Genomic DNA, 18,481 nt, shown 5'->3' on the forward strand with positions numbered 1-18,481 from the left:
CCTCACAGATCCAAAACCAGACCCGGCGATTTCGCCCGCGAACAGCAGAGCGTGATCTGGTCGTTGCCGGCTTTCTCTTCCGCCGTCAGCACGCTGTCCCGGTGCTCGGGGAGCCCGTCGAGAACCCCGGTAATACACGATCCGCACATTCCCTGTTCGCAGGAGAGCATCACCTCCACCCCGGCGTGCTGTAATACCTGAGCAATGGTTTGATCCGCGGCGACCTGCAGACGCTGCCCGCTGGAGGCCAGCTCAATATAAAATGCGTTGTTCGCCGCGATATTATTTTCCGCCGCGGGAGTAAAGCGCTCGAATACGAATTGCGACGGCGACCAGCGATATTCCTCCATGACTGACCGCAGTCGCTGAATAAAGCCCTCCGGGCCGCAGGCCACCACTGTGGTATCAGGTTGGGGCGTGGTTAAGCATTCGGGGATCCGCTGGCGAAACGACGCGCCTTCCTCGCTGCAGTGGATCGCCACCGTGCCGCTCGCGGCCAGCTGGGCCAGGCGCGATGTGAAAGCCGTCTGGCGCGAGCTGGCGACATAATAATGCAGCTCCAGCGCCCCTTTTCTGGCGGCAATCGCTTCGGCCATCGCCAGCAAAGGCGTGATGCCGATTCCGCCGGCAAACAGCAGGTAGCGCCCGGCCTCCGGCAGGGGAAAATGGTTACGCGGCGACGAAATGGAGAGTCGATCGCCGTGTTTGAGCTGCTGGTGCAAATAGCGTGAGCCGCCGGTGGACGCGTCCGTCAGCCGGACGCAAACTTCATAATGATTACCGCGGTCAGGCATGCCGCACAGGGAATATTGCCGCGGGCCAACGCCGGGAATAATAATATCGATATGCGCCCCGGCGGAATAGGCCGGTAATATTTCCCCGGCTGCCGCCTGCAATATTAAAGATAGATTTCCCTCGCCGTTGGGGCGTATTTCTCCCACCGAGACCGAAATAAGATCGTGGCTGTGCATTACCGTTTTCTCTCCCTCAATCCGCTGTCTGCAGGGCGGCCAGGGGCAGCGAAGGGATACCCGCTCCTTCGCGGTGACTGTCCGGCGTGCAAAAATGGATGAAACGATCGTTTCTCCGCTATGAATGCTACGGTATTGTGATAAAACTGTTGCGTCCAGAGCTTTGATTCGCACAACCCGTTGCAAAAAAGAGAGCACCCAAACGATGTTTGCCTTCTCCCGATTTCTGCTCTATTTCACCGAAGTGGCCCGTCAGGGGTCGTTTCGTAAAGCGTCAGAGGCGCTGCATGTGTCTGCGTCTTCTATTGACCGTCAGATTTTGCGCGTGGAACAGGAGCTGGCGATGCCGCTCTTCGAGCGCCATCCCACCGGGCTGCGGCTGACCGCCGCCGGGGAGCTGCTGCTGCACGCGGCCAATAACTGGAAAAAGGACTTTACCCGGGTCTGCGAGCAGCTGGATGACCTGCGCGGACTGCGGCGGGGACATGTGCGCATCGCCACTATCGATGCCATTAACCGGCATTTCTTTTCGACGATGCTCAAAGAGGTGCATAAACATTATCCCAACATCTCTTTTACATTGACCACCATCAACAATATCCACATCCAGCAGGCGCTGATCTCCGGCGAGGCGGATTTCGGCATCATGCTCAATCCGCAGACCTCCCGCGAACTGCAGGTGCGGGCGTTTGCCGAAATGAATATGGGGATCGTAGTGCCGACCGGCCATCCGCTGGCCAGCCGCAGCGCTGTGCGCTTTAGCCAGTGCATCGACTACCCGTTTATCCTGCCATCCGCCCCGTTGATGATCAGCGAACCGGTGGAGGCGCTGGTGAACATCAGCGGCAACGAGGTGAAGGAGGTGGCGGTATCGAATAACATCCACATGATCCGCACCCTGATCAAAGAGCAGATGGGCATCGGCATCCTGTGCCGGCTGGATATTCTCGATGAGATCGAGTCCGGCCAGCTGGCGTTTGTGCCGCTAACCGATCCGCAGCTTAAGCCTTTCACCCTGGCGCTGTGCGTCTCGCCCGCCCGCCAGCTTTCCCTTGCCGCCTCGATGATGCTGAACCAGCTGGAGATGCTCTTCAGCCAGCTGTGAGAGACCGGACAGGCACTAAAATCATTCATCAACGCACCAAAGTGGTGCATTTATTGTGTGCATGAATCAAAGGTTGCATTCCCAAGGGCGGCGGCGCAGGCGATTTTTCGCGGCCGCTCGCGGGCCATCAAATCTGGCATTGTTTTTGTATATCTGAGTGTGAGTAGAAGCGGTCAGTACGGGTTATCCATACGGGACATTGCTCAGTCACCATGTCGCGGTTCAATGTTGACCGGGATGGGAGGCTGAGCCACATTCGCTCGCTCCCCCTCCCGGCGTAAAGAGGAGAGGGATAATGAAAACAGGCGCACGCCTTCCCCGGGGCTTACGCTGGCTGGGCCTGATGGCCCTCGGCGGTGTCTCGCTGGCCGTTCAGGCCGAGGAAAAAATCGTTCTGCTGACCTCCTGGTACGCTCAGGCGGAGCAGGGGGGTTATTATCAGGCTCAGGCCACTGGGCTGTACAAAAAATATGGTCTCGACGTCGAGATCCGCTCCGGCGGACCGCAGGTCAACGGCATGCAGTTGCTGTTGTCCAATCGGGCCGATGTGATCATCGGTTACGATCTGCAGCTGCTGGAAGGCATTCAGCGCGGCTTCCAGGCGAAAGCCATTGCCGCGCCCTTTCAGTACGATCCCCAGGGACTGCTGACCCACGCCGATGTCAGCTCCCTGCAGGGGCTGAAAGACAAAACCATTCTGGTCTCCAGCTCCGGTCAGGCGACATGGTGGCCGTGGCTGAAGGCGCAATACCAGCTGAGCGACGCTCAGGTTCGCCCCTATACCTTCAATATTCAACCCTTTGTCGTCGACGACGCTGTCGCCCAGCAGGCCTATGTCAGCTCCGAGGTGTTCCAGGTGCAGAAGGCCGGGGTGAAGGCGAACTTCTTCCTATTTTCTGAGCATGGTTACCCTCCCTATGGCGGCATTCTCATCGCCCGCCCGGACACCATCGCTGAGCGTAAAGCGGCGATGGCGAAGTTTGTCCGAGCCTCAATGGAGGGTTGGGTGAGCTATCTCAAGGATCCGGCGCCGGGAAATGCGTTGATTAAGCAGGACAACCCGAAAATGACCGACGATCTGCTCGCCTGGGGCGTGACCCAGATCCGTGAGCATCATCTGATCGACGGCGGGGATGCCGCCAGCCAGGGCTGGGGGACGATGACCGACGCCCGCTGGCAAAAGACGCGCGACTTTATGGTCAGCGCCGGTCTGCTGGCGGCGGCCACCGACTGGAAACAGGCCTATACCACCGACTTTGTCCAGACCATGCAGGTAAAACCCTGAGGAGCGACGCCATGTCATTCATCATTAAAAATGCCCATGCCATCCTCAGCGGTCTGTCCGGAGAGGCGGCGCGGCTGGCTGGGCCGGATATTCGCATCCGCGACGGCAAGATTGCGGCCATCGGCAGCCTGACGCCACTGCCGGAAGAGCGACTGATCGACGCCCGCGACTGCGTGATCTATCCGGCATGGGTGAATACGCACCATCATCTTTTTCAGTCGCTGCTGAAGGGCGAGCCGCAGGGGCTGAACCAGAGCCTGACGGCCTGGCTGAGCGCCACGCCGTACCGCTTTCGCGCGGCTTTCGATGAACATACCTTTCGTCTGGCGGTGCGCATTGGTCTGGTGGAGCTCCTGCGCTCGGGCTGCGCCAGCGTGGCGGATCACAACTACCTGTACTGGCCAGATATGCCTTTCGATACGTCGGAGATTCTCTTCAGCGAAGGGGAAGCGCTGGGGATGCGCATCGTTCTGTGCCGGGGTGGGGCGACCCAGGGTCGGGCGGTGGAGCAGGATCTGCCGGTGGCGCTGCGTCCGGAAACCTTCGACGGCTATATGGCGGATATTGAACGGCTGGTCAGCCGCTATCACGACCCGCGGCCCGACTCGCTGCGCCGGGTGGTGATGGCGCCCACTACCGTCCTGCACTCCGCGCCGGGCGCCCAGCTGCGGGAGATGGCGAAGCTGGCCCGCCAGCTGGGGATCCGGCTGCACAGCCATTTATCGGAAACCGTCGATTATCTTGACGCCGCGCGGCAGAAATTCGCCATGACGCCGGTGCAGTTCTGCGCGGAGCACGACTGGCTGGGAAATGACGTGTGGTTTGCCCATCTGGTGAAGCTTCTGCCGGAGGAGATTGCCCTGCTGGGCCGCACCGGAACCGGCATTGCTCATTGTCCGCAAAGCAACGGCCGGCTGGGCAGCGGCATCGCCGATCTGCTGGCGCTGGAGCAGGCCGGGGTCCCGGTCTCGCTGGGGGTGGACGGCGCTGCCTCCAATGAAGCGGCGGATATGCAAAGCGAAGCCCATGCCGCATGGCTGCTGCAGCGCGCGCGCAAAGGGATGCTGGCGCAGCCGCGCTACGCCGGAGGCACCTTCGAGGGCGGAGCCGATGCGGCCACGGTGGAGGATGTGGTGCGCTGGGGCAGCGCCGGCGGGGCGCAGATCCTTGGCTTAGCGCAGAGCGGCACCCTGCAGGTCGGGATGCAGGCGGACCTCGCCATTTACCGGCTGGACGATCCGCGCTACTTCGGCCTGCATGATATGGCGATTGGCCCGGTGGCCTGCGGCGGCCGCGCCGCGCTGAAGGCGCTGCTGCTGAATGGCCGGCCCATCGTGGAAGATGACGCCATTCCCGGTCTCGACCTTGACGCGATGCGCCACGACGCGCTGGCGGCAGTCCGTACCCTCCAACAGCGCGCCGCTGTTTAACTGATCACAGGATAATGACAATGAACGCAACCACCCAAAATCAACGCTATGCCTTACAGGAACTGGAAAAAGAGGCGCTGATGGGCGCCCAGGGCGAAGAGACCTTCGCCCGCGAAGTGCGCTGTATCGACCTGTCTCACTTTGCAGAAAGAAAAAATGACATTGCCGAACAACTGTGGGAGGCGGCGGTGGAGATCGGTTTCTTCCAGGTCAGCCACCACGGTATTCCGCTGGCGGCGATCCGCCAGGCGTTCAGCACGACCGAGGCGTTTTTCGACCTGCCCGACGAGGTGAAGCGCCAGTATCCGCTGGCCGGCAACGCCGGCTGGGAGAGCAAGGCGCAGGTCCGGCCATCGACCCGCACGCCGGATCAAAAAGAGTCATATCAGATAACCCGTCCGCTGATGGACGGGCGCTGGCCCAGCGAACGGGAGCTGCCAGGCTTCCGACAGACGATGCTCGGATTTGAATCGCAGTGCTGGCAGCTGGGGATGAAGATCCTCTCCTGCTTTGCTTTAAAGCTCGGTTTTCCGGAATCGTTTTTTACCACCGCGCACGATCCGCAGCGTGACACCTATCAGAGCACCTTGCGCATGCTGCACTACTATGCAACCGAGCAGTCGCAGCAGGGGATGTGGCGGGCCGGCGCGCATACCGATTTTGACTGCCTGACGCTGCTGTTCCAGCGCCCCGGTCAGGGCGGCCTGCAGGTCTGCCCTGGCAAGGACCGCGAAAGCCAGCAGTGGACCAGCATTGAGCCAAGGGAAGAGGTCATCACCTGCAATATCGGCGATATGCTGATGCGCTGGAGCGACGACCAGCTGCCGTCTAACTTCCACCGGGTGAGAAACCCGCAGCCCCACGAATATCAGGGGCCGCGCTACAGCCTGGCGTTTTTCTGCCAGGCCAATAAAGATATCGAGATCCTTGGGCCGCAGAGGAAGTACCCGCCCATCAGCGCCGAGGATTATCTGCAGCAGCGGATCCAGGCCAATTTCGCCAAAGGGTAAACCTACCGGCGCGGGTCACTGCTGTTCAGGAGCGGCATGACCACGCGCCACGACCACCTTTTCCCGGCCGAGTACGGTAGCGAGATGGTCGGGCAGGGGCTGGTCAGTAATTAAACGGCTGATGCCCGACCAGCCCGCGTAGTGGTAGGGGTAGGTGAGGCCGAACTTCGAATGGTCGGCGACGACAATGCTCTTCGCGGCGCGCTGGATCATCGCCCGGTAAACCGTTCCGCTGTCGATTAACGCCTCGCTTGGTCCATCGGCGGCGATACCGCTGGCCCCTAGGAGCGTATAGTCCGCCGTGAACTGGCTGAGGAACTGTAGCGTCTGCGCACCGGTCATTGCCCCTTCGGTCGCGCAGTACTCCCCGGGAGCGACGATCACCCGGATGGTTGGATTCATCGACAGCACCGTTGCGACGCCGAAGGCGTGGGTGATGACTGTAATATCCCGCAGCTCGCTGGCCATCCGGCGGGCAACATGTACCGTGGTGGCGCCGGAGCCGATCATAAATATTTTGCCGTCGCGCATACAATGGACGGCGTCCCGGGCGATGCGCTCGCGCTCTTCGGTAAACAGCTGATGGCGCTCCGTGACCGTCGGTTCACTGTTCATGGCCCGCACCGCACCGCCGTAAGTTCGGTTCAGAACGCCCCGGCGGGTAAGTTCGTCAAGATCGCGACGGATGGTTTCGGTAGAGACACCGTGGGTGCGCGCCATATCCCCAATCCGCAGGGTCGGGGTCTCAGCCAGTTCGCGCAGGATCTGTTGCTGACGGTCTTCTTTTCTCTTCGACATGAACGCTGGTTACTCTCCCTGAAGTCGCTGATGCCGTTAATATACCTGCACGCCGAGGGCAAACAAACTGGATGTTTGCCCTCCCGGTTAGACTATGCGTTCAGGTGGCCCATTACTTTCGCCAGCCGTTCGAGGAAGAAATCTGCATCATCGCGACTGAAGCACAGCGGCGGACGGATCTTCAGGCTGTTGCCAAAGCGACCGGCCGCGCCAATCAGCACGCCCTCAAGCTTCAAGTGATAGATAACGCGACTCGTCAGCTGCGGATCCGGCTCTCCGCTGTCTGGCCGGGCAAACTCGATGGCGTTGAACAGTCCGGCGCCGCGAATGTCGGCGATGGCCGGGAAATCCTGGGCCAGCTGGCGCAGTCCGGCACGCAGATAGTCCCCGTTGCGCTGGGCGTTGGTCATCAGGGCCTCCTGCTCAATCACCTCCAGTACCGCGAGGCCCACGGCGGCAGCCACCGGGTTACCGCCAAAGGTGTTGAAGTACTCGGTCTTTTCGCTGAACGCCTGCAGAATAGCCGGGCGCGTGATGACCGCGGCCATGGGAAAACCGTTCCCCATTGGCTTGCCGAGCGTGACGATATCCGGTTGCACACTGTGACGCTGGAAGCCCCAGAAATGAGAGCCTGTCCGACCAAAGCCCGGCTGGACCTCATCGGCGATAAACAGTCCGCCCCGCGCCTGTACGCGGGCGACCGCCTGGGCCAGAAATCCTGGCGGATCGGCGAAAACGCCATCGCTGGAAAAAATGGTATCCACCAGTAGCGCCGCGCAGCCGAAGCCCCGCGCCTCCAGCGCGTCCATGGCGCGCTCAACGTCGGCGGCGAAGAGGTCTGACAGCGTCTGGCCCGCGGTCAGCCTGCGCAGGTCAGGGGCGGGAATGGTATGCACCCACGGGGGCAGGAGGGCCTCTTTGTGCCCGGAGGGAGAGACCTCCATCACCGCCGTTGTATTGCCGTGATAGGCACTTTCGGTGACGATGATCCCCTGTCGACCACTGATAAAGCGGGCCATCCGCAGGGCGATGTCGTTGCTCTCGCTGCCGGTGCAGGTGAATATCACATTCGACAGCCCGGCGGGGAAAGTCGCCAGCAGACTGTCCGCGTACTGCTCCAGTACCGGGAACAGATAGCGGGTGTTGGTGTTCAGTAACCCGGCCTGGCGCACCATCGCCTGGGTGATATGCGGATGACAATGCCCCACGCCCGGCACGTTGTTATACATATCCAGATAACGGTTGCCGGCGGAGTCCTCCATCCAGGCTCCGGAGGCCGACGCCATGACGATCGGTTGTGGATAAAACAGCACCGAACTGGTCCCCTGGGTGGCGTGGCGACGGGCAATCTGTCTGCTCAGGTTTTCGTCGGCCACGCCGGTCAGCGCGTCAAAACGGTTCAGTTGAAGAATGGGGGTTTTATTGTTCATCAGCAGGTTCCTTGCAGTTAACGGTAGCGCTAAGCGGTGACGCCTGGAGGAGAAACGCCTGGGCCAGGCGCACGGTGATGGCGCCCCACTGCGGGCTGTAGCGACGGGCGGTGGCTGTCTCGCTATGGCTGGCCAGCCAGGCCGTCAGCTGTAAACGGCGCAGCATCACTAGCACCGGAAGCATCATTTCGTCCTGCTGGCTGAAGGGGCGGACGCTACGGTAACCCGCAAGCCACGCAGCACGGTAGTCCGCAAGGGCCGGGTCGTCTTCAATGAAACTGACGGCGGTGGCAAAATCCCAGCCAAACCAGCAGATGCCGCAGTCGTCAAAATCAATCACCGTCAGCGAATTCCCATTCACCAGCAGGTTGGCCAGCCGCATGTCGCAGTGCACCAGCCCATAGCGGTCGGCGTCCTGCCCGTACGCTTCCAGTCTGGCGACCACTGTGGCCTCCACCGCCTCCAGCAGTGTAATATCGTCGGTGCTCAGTTGCGTCATTTTCCGCCAGTCCCCCCACCAGGCATGACGTCCGATAATCGTCTCGGTGTTCCACACCTTGCGATGAAACCCCTCGGGTTTTACCCAGCCTTCGCTGTGCCTGTGCAGTTCTCCCGCAACCCTTCCCAGGGCATGGTACCAGCCGGTGAGATGGCTACCGGTATCCGGTTCGCTGCCCGCAACAAAGGTGAATCCCACGACGTGGGTGACCGTTTCGCCGTCGATGAGGCTGGCGATACAGCTCCCATCATCCAGTACAAGCGGTACGGCGATGTTGATACCTCCCCGGGTATGCAGGGCGTTTAGCCACATCAGCTCAGAATGGATCTCCACCGCTGAGCTGTAGTTTGGGCGATGCACTCGCAGCACGATCTTTCTCTGCGTCGCCTTATCGCTGACCAGAAACGTGGCATTTTCTGAAACCGTCAGCAGGCCAATCTCTGCGCCTTCGCTGAGCCCCCAGCGGGGCAGGAGCGGCCGCAGCTTCAGGGTAAGTGTTGTTAAATACTCGTCGTTAAACATGCTGTCCTCAATTTGAAATGACACGCTTAACACATTTTTATGTTGTGGTTGCGGGATTTGCAAGATGTGTGAGGTTTTTTTTGTTTCCTATTGCGCTCCAATCATGGTTTTTGTTTGTTAATTACTTTAATAACATGTATTTAGTGTTATTTTGTTGGCTGGGTTCAGTCGGTTGCACCATAACAGAACGTATAATGTGTGTTTTTCTCATTCAGGCGTAAAAAACGCGAGCTTATCCTTTTTAATTTGTTGATATATATGGATAAATTAATTAGTTGTTTGCACCAGTTCTGTGCCCAATCATAGCGCATTATTTTTATGCTGAAATCTCACATTAAAATGTTGAACATTCAACATTTACGTGATTATTCTTTTCCTGCCAGCGACGGAGATCGCTGCACGGCCAGGCCATATGGATGGGATCGCAAAACTTTCACAGACGGGGAAAAATGATGTCAGATTTTATGAACAAACATGTGCTGGTGACCGGCGGGAGTAGTGGGATCGGTCTTGGCATTGCACTCGGCTTTGCCCGCGCCGGAGCGAAGGTGACCATTACCGCCCGGACACCATCGCGTATCGATAGCGCGATCGGCCAGGCGGCGGAGCAGGGACTAACGCTACGCGGCCTGACCTGCAACGTCAGTCATGCCGAAGAGGTAAAAGCCTGTGTGGCAGAAGCCGCACAGCAGTGTGGGGGGCTGGATATTGTCTGCTGCAACGCGGGGATTTTTCCTTCGGCGCCGCTGGCAGAGATGAGCGAACAGCAGTGGGATGAGGTGCAGGCGATCAACAGTAAAGGGACTTTTTTAACTGTCCAGGCGGCGCTGCCATGGCTGAAACGGGCAGAGTATGGTCGCATCATCCTCACCTCTTCGATTACCGGCCCGGTAACGGGTTATCCGGGCTGGGCTCACTATGCCGCCAGCAAAGCGGCCCAGCTGGGTTTTATGCGTAGCGCGGCGTTAGAACTGGCCGGCGACAACATTACCGTCAATGCCGTCCTGCCGGGGAATATCATCACGGAAGGGTTGAGGGATATGGGCGAGGACTATATCGCCGGGATGGCCAGCGCCGTGCCGCTCAAACGCCTTGGAACGGTGGAAGATATTGCCGCGGCAGCGCTGTTCTTCGCCTCCCGTCAGGCTGGCTACATCACCGGCCAGTCGCTAATTGTTGACGGTGGGCAGATCCTGCCTGAATCCGCCGCGTGCCTGAACTGAACGGAGCGTTCATCATGAGCAATGAAATTCTTGCCAATCCCGCGCCAGCGGCGGAGAAACATGTTGTACAGCGGCTGCGGCCAAATGCGGTAGGCCTTGGCGGGGTGCTGTTTATGACTATCGCCACGGCGGCGCCGATCACTGCGATGCTGGGCAATGTGCCGATCGCGGTGGGCAGTGGTAATGGCCAGTATGCGCCCGCGGGGTTTATGGTCGCCACCCTTATCCTTGCCCTGTTTGCCATCGGCTATGCGCAGATGGCCAGGTACATTACCGCTACCGGCGCATTTTATGGCTTCATTTCACATGGCCTGGGGCGGATCGTTGGCATGGCGTCAGGAGTGACGGTGACCATGACCTACATTGTCTTTGAGGCCGCGCTGGTCGGGATCTTCGCCTTTTTCTGCGAGGATTTAATCAATACGGTCTTCAGCGTACATATCCCCTGGCTCATCTTCGCCTTCGCCATGCTAATGACCACCGGAGTGCTGAGCTATTTCGATATTTCGCTCACTTCCAGGGTGCTCGGCCTGTGCCTGGTACTGGAAATTTTGATCCTCACCGCCGTCGCGGTGGCGGTGCTGATCCATGGCGGAGGGCCACAGGGTTTTGTCCCCGAGTCGATCAACCCGCTGAACGCCTTTACCCCGGCGAAAGGGGTGGTCGGCGCCAGTGCCGGAATTGGTTTATTCTTCGCCTTCTGGTCATGGGTGGGCTTTGAGTCATCGGCAATGTACGGTGAAGAGTCGAAGAACCCGAAAAAGATCATTCCCCTGGCCACTCTGCTGGGCGTGATTGGTATCGGCGTGTTCTACGTGTTCATTTCGTGGATGGCGATTGCCGGAACGGGACCGGAGCGGGCTATTGCCCTTGCGCAGGATCCTAACCGCGCAGGAGAGATTTTCTACGGTCCGGCACGCCAGTATCTGGGGGAGTGGGCGGTCGGGGTGTTTAAGCTGCTAGTGATCACTGGCTCTTTTGCCTGCGGGATGGCGTTTCATAACTGCGCGGCGCGCTATCTCTATGCGCTCGGGCGGGAAAATCTGTTTCCGTTCGCCGGGCGCACGTTGGGCCGTTCACACTCACGCCATGGCTCACCCCATATTGCTTCTACCGTGCAGACCGTTATCGCCACGCTGATTGTGTTGCTGTTCTTTATCACCGGGAAAGATCCTTACGCGGATATTTACACCCTGCTGGCGCTGTTGGGTACGATGGGCATTATGATTGTCCAGGCGCTTTGCGCCTTTGCGGTGATAGTTTACTTCCACGGCAATAAAGAAAATATTGGCAAAGGACACTGGTTTAAAACGGGCGTTGCGCCGTTGCTTGGGGGGATGGGGATGATCTATATCGTCTATCTGTTATTCAAAAATATGGCGTTTGCCGCCGGCGCTGCCGCCAGCTCCTCCTTTTATCATGCTATTCCGTGGATCGTGTTGGCCTGCTTCTGCCTTGGCGCCGCCATTGCGGTCTGGTTTTACCTCTTTGATACGCAAAAGTACCGGATCATAGGACGCATTGTACTGACGGATGATTGATGATGCGCACCTGCCGCCGGCTTTCGCTGGCCGCGCGGCAGGATATCCGGCGCTGGGCTTTTCAGCTACCGTGTTAAGTTCCCTGGTGTTGCTGAAATATCTGAAGAACATCCCCCTAAGCGTCAGCAGCAAGCTACCCTGGTAAAGGCCCCGGACATCACGCCCTTTATGTCGTAAACGCCGTAAAGCCCGCTCACCGGGGTTAAAAGTTCTTCATTGCTGATAGCGGGTTAAGGCTAACCAGGGCAGGGGGAAGACAGGCAGAGTTTATGAACCCGTAACCAGCTACGCCGGGCTTTCGGCGCCATTTGACTCTACAGACATATGTAACCTTGTCTGGCGCCTCCATGCCGCTGATGTGGCATTCAGAAGCTTCCCGATGCTGTAGGTGTTAACGTCTGCTCTGTGCCAAGAGCGGACGTTGCTGACCATAATCATTGACGAAAGTATTGCGCAAAGTATACTGTTCTACGTACTGGCATCATCGTCTAATTGGATAAGACACTGGAAACTAAAAATTTTTTGAAATCTAGAAATGCGGGTTCAAATCCTGACAATGCCACCAAGGTTTAAGCAGATGACTGAGACTAAATACCTTAAATTTTTTTTAAATGAAATTGGATATAGCGTACATAATCTTAATACTATAGCTGTTGCTCTCTCAAATCTGCCTGCCAATTCAGTTCCAAATCCTGAGTTAAATATCAAATGGGAACCTAAAAATTTAGAAAAATCCTGCATTGCTGCGCGTAGATTTGCAGTTCGTTCTTCTTTGGTGTTTGCAGTTGAAGCTCTATTTGAATATATGAGCAACATTAGTGATGATGAGCTTTGGAAGAAACTCAATTTTGATTTGGATTTCAAAAAAAAACTTTCTACCAATGACTCAAAAGCGAGAAGATTTTCTGAGTTTTGCAAATCTATACCTGGAATAGAAATGGAATGGTATTTGCTAGTTGAGCTTATGTGTCATTGGCGCAATCAAATAGTCCATGCCAGCACTTCAAATGCTGGATTATCCTCTTCTGACAAGAGATTCTTGGAGACTAAGATTTCTTTTTTATATGATAATTTTTATCATTTTGATGTAATGAAAACATTAGAGGACTATGATGCGGACAAAGTTACACTAAAAGAAGCAACGACACTGATTACCTTTTTAATAAAGTGTTGCAGAAAAATAGATGAGCATTATATTTCCTCTATTTCTGGTTTAAGCAACCAAGTATATAGTGAAGTATTAGACAACGATGACCAATTTAACCTATTGAAAAAACAGGTAGGCAGTGCCAAACGCAATCGCCAAATTATGAAATATATCGGAGTTAAGTTACCTTATCTATCGGCAGAAAAAATAACAATGCTCGCGAATGAATATAAATAAATATGATTGTGCGTCTAAACTCTTTTTGATTCACATGGCCATTTAGTTGGAAGTGCGTCCATTACTTCAAAAAATACAAACACCATGTTTATCTCCTGCTAAAATTAGATATGATGATGTTGTTCAGACCGGCAATTAATACCTCGAGCAACTTCAATTCCAGCTTTCCTGTGGACTTTCGATATCATTCAAAAATTCACTGCATTGTTAGTTGCATTGTCCACCCATCACTCATAGTAGTGCTTCAGTGCAGTCCGCTTCGTGCCAAAAGCGGATGCGACCCATCGGCATGTTTTAGTCGTCGCAAGCAAATCATAACGGTTAATTGTTGAGTAGATTTTTCATGTCAATTTATATTATTGTAGATAAGTCTGATAAAAATTTCAGTCACATCCTCTTGGATAATAAGGAAGTTATATGAAAGCTCGTTTAATACCACCGTACGAAAACTGCACTGGCAATGTTTTATGGCGAAAAGAGGATTTTATTAATAAAGTCGACGATATCTCAACATCTCTAAAAAAGTTAAGAGATATGGGATATTGGGCCAGTGCCTATCCTGAAGGAGATGGCATTACATTTAAATACACCAAGGATAGTTATCAAAAAAGCAGTATCGAAATTCTACAAGACTTCTCAATATGCTTTGAGTGGGTAGAAATAGAGTTAGCTAAATCAAGAAGCTCTAACCTAGAATTAGCTGAATTAGAGGGTAAAAACAAAAATATGGAGTGCATAGTTATTGTGCCGATTGAGAAGATTTTCATTCAGGAAACCATTGAGATCGGAAAGTATATTTTTTATTGCGGAAGACAATTTGATGAAGAGTCACATAAGCGATTATCAGAGCAAGATGGTTCGTATATACAGTTTAACTGTGACCTACCATATATTGATTTATTAAAACTTAATTCAAGCATTGATCATAACAGCCATGTTATAAACATGTGTTTGTCTATAGCTGAATATGCGCTTGATTTAGTCAGATTTTCTCACAGCTCATTTACAAGTATGGAATATACCCCTAATCCTGCAGGTCAACGCTCTGACGGATTTTATGATGTAGAAATCATTCCTCGTGAGATGACTCATCTTAAACCAATTAAGATAAGTGGAATATCAAGACCCCTTGCCGTGAGTAATAATTGGCTAGGCCCTCAGGTTGACAGCTTGTATTACCCTGGGTTGCAATATTTATCTTCTATCTACGATGGAATCGTTGAAAATGAACTTTCAAAATTAGTTAGCTCCGTAGTTAGGGCATGTAGGCAATCTTTTTATTCAATTGGCGCGGAATCACAATTTCTAAACCTGGTCTTTGCACTTGATGGTCTTGCTAATATTGACCCAGATTGGAAAGGATGGAAGCAAAGGACCTACATTGCAGCACTTACATGTAATAACTCACTAATCAAATTTAAGAAAAACCTAGAAGTTTATGACGAGTTATATACTGACGTAAGAAACAAGCTTGTTCATGATGGTAAAGATTTTTACGAACTTAACGTCAACGCGAACGAATCCTCTGAACAAATCTTTAAGTATATTAAGATAATTATAATACTCATCGAAAGTAACGGCTTTTCCACTTTGCAAGAATTAAAAGATTATGCAGTTCACCTACTTCAGCAGGAGGGTTATAGAACTGCTTCTGTTGAGATAATTGACAAAGTATCTCTTTTAAGAGGAAAGAAACCTAATTATCCTTCATGGTGATTAAATCAACGTGCTAATTAATTTTTAATATAACTTCTGCTCCTCGCTCTCAGCGGACCTTCAGCTCAGTTATATCGTCCGCTCTGTGCCAGAAGCGGACTATGTTAAAGAAAAGAGCTTGAGGTGGCTGAAGTCAGTATAGGTGCAACAAATGTGGTAAATGAGGGTTGAACCAATGGGAAGCAAAAGCTATTTTCGTCTATGTAGGATATATCTCCAAATAGCTTAAAATCCCCAGATGGAAGAATGGTAGTATGGTTTTGATAATTAGAACAGCGAGTACATCAGGCACTCTATTCAAATGATTTATAAGGGAAAAATGACAATGCTTAAAACCTGGAATGATTTAGAAAGTTATACCCAATATGTCTACTCGACCTTGCTTAACCCACGAGATAATGGAGTGGAAGTTAGCCGTAACGTTATCCTTAAGGGATTAAAAGGTGAATATCAAATTGATGTATATTACCAATTTGAAAATGCAGGCTTTATACATCGTGTAGCGATAGAGTGTAAATATCACAATCGCCCGCTTGATCGCGATACTATTATGCCATTTTGCAACAAAATCACAGATATTGGTAATATTATCGGGGTAATAGTCAGTAAGTCTGGTTACCAAAGTGGCGCACAAGAATACGCAGAAAAACATGGCATTACTTTACTGACAACTGATGATTTACCAAAATTTAACATATTGATTGCCGATTACTTGATAAATTCAACCTTACCTACAAAAGACTGGATCGGCGAGCCTTTTTGGATTTTGATGGAAAGAGAGGAAGATAATGTTTCAGGTTCATACTACAAGTTTGCACAAAAACATAACGGAAGAGATGTAATACCCTTATTCTTTTCAAAGCGTGAAGCAATTGACTTTCTAAATGAATCTGAGCAGTCACTGCATTTTGCAATAAGAGGTGTTCCACAACATTATTTGAAACGGTTGATAGCAATAACAGAGCGGTTAAAACCTTTATTCTTCTTAATGCTTCCTGCTTTGAATGAAGAACAAGCCAAAGGTTTATTAATTGAACCAACTGAATTAATGAAAAGATATCTACTATCAGAAATATCACCTGAAGAATATCAAGAGTTTTACGTTAAAAGGAAGTCGCGTTACAAGAATGAGCTTACTCTTTTTAAAATATTAAAAGAAATGAAAGGTAAAATTGGTGCAGAATTGGCTGAAAAAATTTTAAAAAATAAAAAAACGTAATAGCGGAGCCGTGATCACGGGAACCGTTCAAACTGATGTGCTGGCGTTAAAGGTGAAGTGAAGGGCCATTTGCTGAAAAAAAGATTAAGACTTCGATGCAAAGCAAACGGTCTGCTGTGTACCAAGAGCGGAATCTGGAGCGCCAGAGGTCCTCTAAAAATTGATAGTTCGTTTTGCAGGGATACTTACACTTACAGTAGGGCATCTAGCTTTTCAACAGGAATGATGTGTCCTAAGATTGATGAAATTTTTAACTCGAGCAAACGTTATGGCAAAAAAACTAGAGCAATGGAAAAATACACTTGCCGTAGAGAAAATTGTAGAAGGCATGAATGCTGCATCATCTAACGCACGAAGGCTTCTGAACGATGCCTCTGCTTTGTTTGATTTAGAACGCTATCCCTCTGCTACCTCTCTGGCAATCTTAGCTATAGAAGAAGCAGGAAAGGTGTCAATACTTCGAGAGATGTCGCTGTTGAAAGATGGTAAAGATATCAAACAGATTTGGCACAGGTATCGCTCACATACTGAAAAAAATATGATGTGGGTGTTTCTTGATGCAGTTAAAAAAGGCGCTAGGAATCTTAACGATTTTGCACCAATTTTCAGCGATGAATCAGAACATCCCTTTATATTGGATCAATTGAAGCAAATATCATTTTATACGGATTGTCTTGGTAAGGCACATTGGTCGATACCAGACAATGTAATCAATAGAGATACAGCTATAAGCATCATAGAAGCCGTTAAACCCTTAGTGTCGTCAAAATTACACACAGTCGAGGAGGTTGAACTCTGGGTGAAGTACTTGGGACCTGTGTGGAACACTAATGATGCTCTTAAGCGTGAGGCATTAAAAAGTTACTTCGATGCCATGTCTGCAAAAGGACTACTTTCAAATAAAACAGCCGTCTCAGCATTCTTAAGCATCTGAATCAATATTTCTTAAGGGGATATTGCTGTTGGCGCTGCGAGAGACCTGAGATGGTTGATTTGCTACCCGTTGATTAACACGCCGCAATGCTAGTAATGTGACTGTTTGGCAACGAGATCAACTGCGAACTTCCGCTTTTCGCTCGCAGCAGACTTTAAACTTACCCAGTACGTCCGCTTCGTTCTGTGAGTTCAATCGGTCGATGCAGCGCTTTCCTTAATCAAGGGGGGACGTTGTCATGAAACGAAGAACTCGGATTTACTCCACACCTGTTCGCCTTGGATATACGGAGTCGAGCTCCCGGTAACCGTTCAACCGGATGTGCTGGCGTGAAAGGTGAAGCAGAGGGCCATGTGCTGCGAATCAAGGTTCAGCGGTGCTGACTTTACTGACCTTAAGGGAAGGGGGCGGCTCACTCTGCTTCAGTGGGGGTAGCTAATCACCACAAATTGTTAGACATAAGGGACGGGAGTTGTCGATGCGGGCGACAAGGGTATCTCTGCCGCAGCCATAAAATCGATAAAACAGCGTATTCGCGGCGACAGGTAGCGGCTGGCAGGCCACAGGACGGAGAAATGCCCATCCTTGACGCAACAGCCGGGCAACACCTCCTGCAGGTGTCCCTCATTGATGGCCTCACGCACAACAAAATCAGGGATATAGGCGATACCCATCCCCGCCGCGCTTAAGCGAATGGCAGCCTCAATGTTATTGACCCTCATCACGGAAGCGGCCCTGAAATCCCCCGTCAGCCGCATATCGCGCAGTTCCCAGGGCTGGATCAGCCCCGTCGAAGGGAAGCGAAACAAAATGCACTTGTGCGCCGCCAATTCCGCTGGCGAGCCGGGAACGCCGTATTCCGCCAGATATGCCGGGCTGGCGCAGAGCACAAAACGAAAACCCCCCAGCTTTCTGGCGATCAAGCGGGAGTCCGCTAGTTCACCGCTGCGGATAGCGATATCAAATCCTTCATCGATCAGATTGACCAGCCGGTCACTAAAATCGAGATCCAGTTCAACCTGCGGATAAAGACGGCTAAAGGCGGTGAGGGCAGGGAGCAGCAGGCGGTAGCCGATGACAGGCAGTGAAATTCTCAATTTGCCGGAGGGCTGTGAGAGACTGCTCGTCAGCTCAGACTCGGCCTCCTGGATCTGCTCCAGGATACTCTGGCAGCGGGTCAGAAACGCGGCCCCCTCCGCCGTCAGGCTGACGTTTCTGGTGCTGCGGTTAAACAGCCGGACCCCCAGTTTATGCTCAAGCCTGGCGACATTCTTACCCACCGCCGAGGCTGAAATGCCCAGCAGCCTGGCGGCCTGAACAAAGCTTAGCGTTTCGGCGGTGCGGACAAAGGACGTTAGCGAGGTGAGGCTGTCCATCGATTATAAACCTTATGTCTCTTAAGAAGATATTTTCA

The 18,481-nt window shown here is 52.9% G+C and carries 14 protein-coding genes and 1 pseudogene; 10 read left to right on the plus strand and 5 right to left on the minus strand.

Annotated features, from left to right (window positions below; genetic code table 11):
• Positions 1-2 precede the first annotated feature (2 nt).
• Positions 3-971, minus strand: coding sequence for a PDR/VanB family oxidoreductase (locus L2I46_RS01895; protein ID WP_101861692.1), 969 nt, complete (start codon positions 969-971; stop codon positions 3-5).
• 205 nt (positions 972-1,176) lie between these two features.
• Here L2I46_RS01895 and L2I46_RS01900 point away from each other — a divergent pair, with 205 nt between their 5' ends.
• From L2I46_RS01900 to L2I46_RS01915, 4 genes are all read left to right on the plus strand, one after another.
• The gene (locus L2I46_RS01900) at positions 1,177-2,076 is read left to right on the plus strand and encodes a LysR family transcriptional regulator (protein WP_004202952.1); all 900 of its coding nucleotides are present in this window, start codon (positions 1,177-1,179) and stop codon (positions 2,074-2,076) included.
• Positions 2,077-2,371: 295 nt separating this feature from the next.
• Positions 2,372-3,361, plus strand: a complete 990-nt coding sequence (locus tag L2I46_RS01905) for an ABC transporter substrate-binding protein (protein ID WP_236947499.1) — start codon at positions 2,372-2,374, stop codon at positions 3,359-3,361.
• A gap of 11 nt (positions 3,362-3,372) precedes the next feature.
• Positions 3,373-4,791: an amidohydrolase family protein gene (locus L2I46_RS01910; RefSeq protein WP_023289989.1), complete on the plus strand. Its 1,419-nt coding sequence runs from the start codon at positions 3,373-3,375 to the stop codon at positions 4,789-4,791.
• Between the two features lie 20 nt (positions 4,792-4,811).
• Positions 4,812-5,801, plus strand: a complete 990-nt coding sequence (locus tag L2I46_RS01915; RefSeq protein WP_236947500.1) for an isopenicillin N synthase family dioxygenase — start codon at positions 4,812-4,814, stop codon at positions 5,799-5,801.
• A 15-nt stretch (positions 5,802-5,816) separates the two neighbouring features.
• On the opposite strand, the gene L2I46_RS01920 is transcribed toward L2I46_RS01915, so the two are convergent.
• From L2I46_RS01920 to L2I46_RS01930, 3 genes are all read right to left on the minus strand, one after another.
• Positions 5,817-6,599, minus strand: coding sequence for a DeoR/GlpR family DNA-binding transcription regulator (locus L2I46_RS01920; protein ID WP_023289987.1), 783 nt, complete (start codon positions 6,597-6,599; stop codon positions 5,817-5,819).
• Positions 6,600-6,691: 92 nt separating this feature from the next.
• Positions 6,692-8,029, minus strand: a complete 1,338-nt coding sequence (locus L2I46_RS01925; protein ID WP_032453151.1) for an aspartate aminotransferase family protein — start codon at positions 8,027-8,029, stop codon at positions 6,692-6,694.
• Positions 8,019-9,074, minus strand: a complete 1,056-nt coding sequence (locus tag L2I46_RS01930) for a phosphotransferase enzyme family protein (protein WP_223825688.1) — start codon at positions 9,072-9,074, stop codon at positions 8,019-8,021. Before L2I46_RS01930 ends, L2I46_RS01925 begins: the two co-directional genes overlap by 11 nt.
• Positions 9,075-9,502: 428 nt before the next feature.
• Between L2I46_RS01930 and L2I46_RS01935 the strand changes: the two genes are divergently transcribed.
• The 6 genes from L2I46_RS01935 (at position 9,503) to L2I46_RS01960 (ending at position 17,067) form a co-directional block, all read left to right on the plus strand.
• The gene (locus L2I46_RS01935) at positions 9,503-10,273 is read left to right on the plus strand and encodes an SDR family oxidoreductase (protein ID WP_023289984.1); all 771 of its coding nucleotides are present in this window, start codon (positions 9,503-9,505) and stop codon (positions 10,271-10,273) included.
• A gap of 14 nt (positions 10,274-10,287) precedes the next feature.
• Positions 10,288-11,814, plus strand: coding sequence for an APC family permease (locus L2I46_RS01940; protein WP_236947501.1), 1,527 nt, complete (start codon positions 10,288-10,290; stop codon positions 11,812-11,814).
• Positions 11,815-12,391: 577 nt separating this feature from the next.
• A complete protein-coding gene (locus tag L2I46_RS01945; RefSeq protein WP_236947502.1) occupies positions 12,392-13,198 on the plus strand; it encodes a hypothetical protein in 807 nt (268 codons plus the stop codon).
• Positions 13,199-13,615: 417 nt separating this feature from the next.
• A complete protein-coding gene (locus tag L2I46_RS01950; protein ID WP_236947503.1) occupies positions 13,616-14,914 on the plus strand; it encodes a hypothetical protein in 1,299 nt (432 codons plus the stop codon).
• Between the two features lie 325 nt (positions 14,915-15,239).
• A complete protein-coding gene (locus L2I46_RS01955) occupies positions 15,240-16,133 on the plus strand; it encodes a restriction endonuclease (protein ID WP_236947504.1) in 894 nt (297 codons plus the stop codon).
• Positions 16,134-16,401: 268 nt separating this feature from the next.
• Positions 16,402-17,067, plus strand: a complete 666-nt coding sequence (locus L2I46_RS01960) for an AbiV family abortive infection protein (protein ID WP_072094084.1) — start codon at positions 16,402-16,404, stop codon at positions 17,065-17,067.
• A 439-nt stretch (positions 17,068-17,506) separates the two neighbouring features.
• Here the strand turns inward: L2I46_RS01960 and L2I46_RS01965 are convergent.
• A pseudogene (locus tag L2I46_RS01965) lies at positions 17,507-18,443 on the minus strand (LysR family transcriptional regulator).
• Between the last annotated feature and the right edge of the window lie 38 nt (positions 18,444-18,481).

Source organism: Klebsiella sp. 2019SCSN059 (assembly GCF_021739525.1).
In the GTDB taxonomy this organism is placed as follows: domain Bacteria; phylum Pseudomonadota; class Gammaproteobacteria; order Enterobacterales; family Enterobacteriaceae; genus Klebsiella; species Klebsiella quasipneumoniae.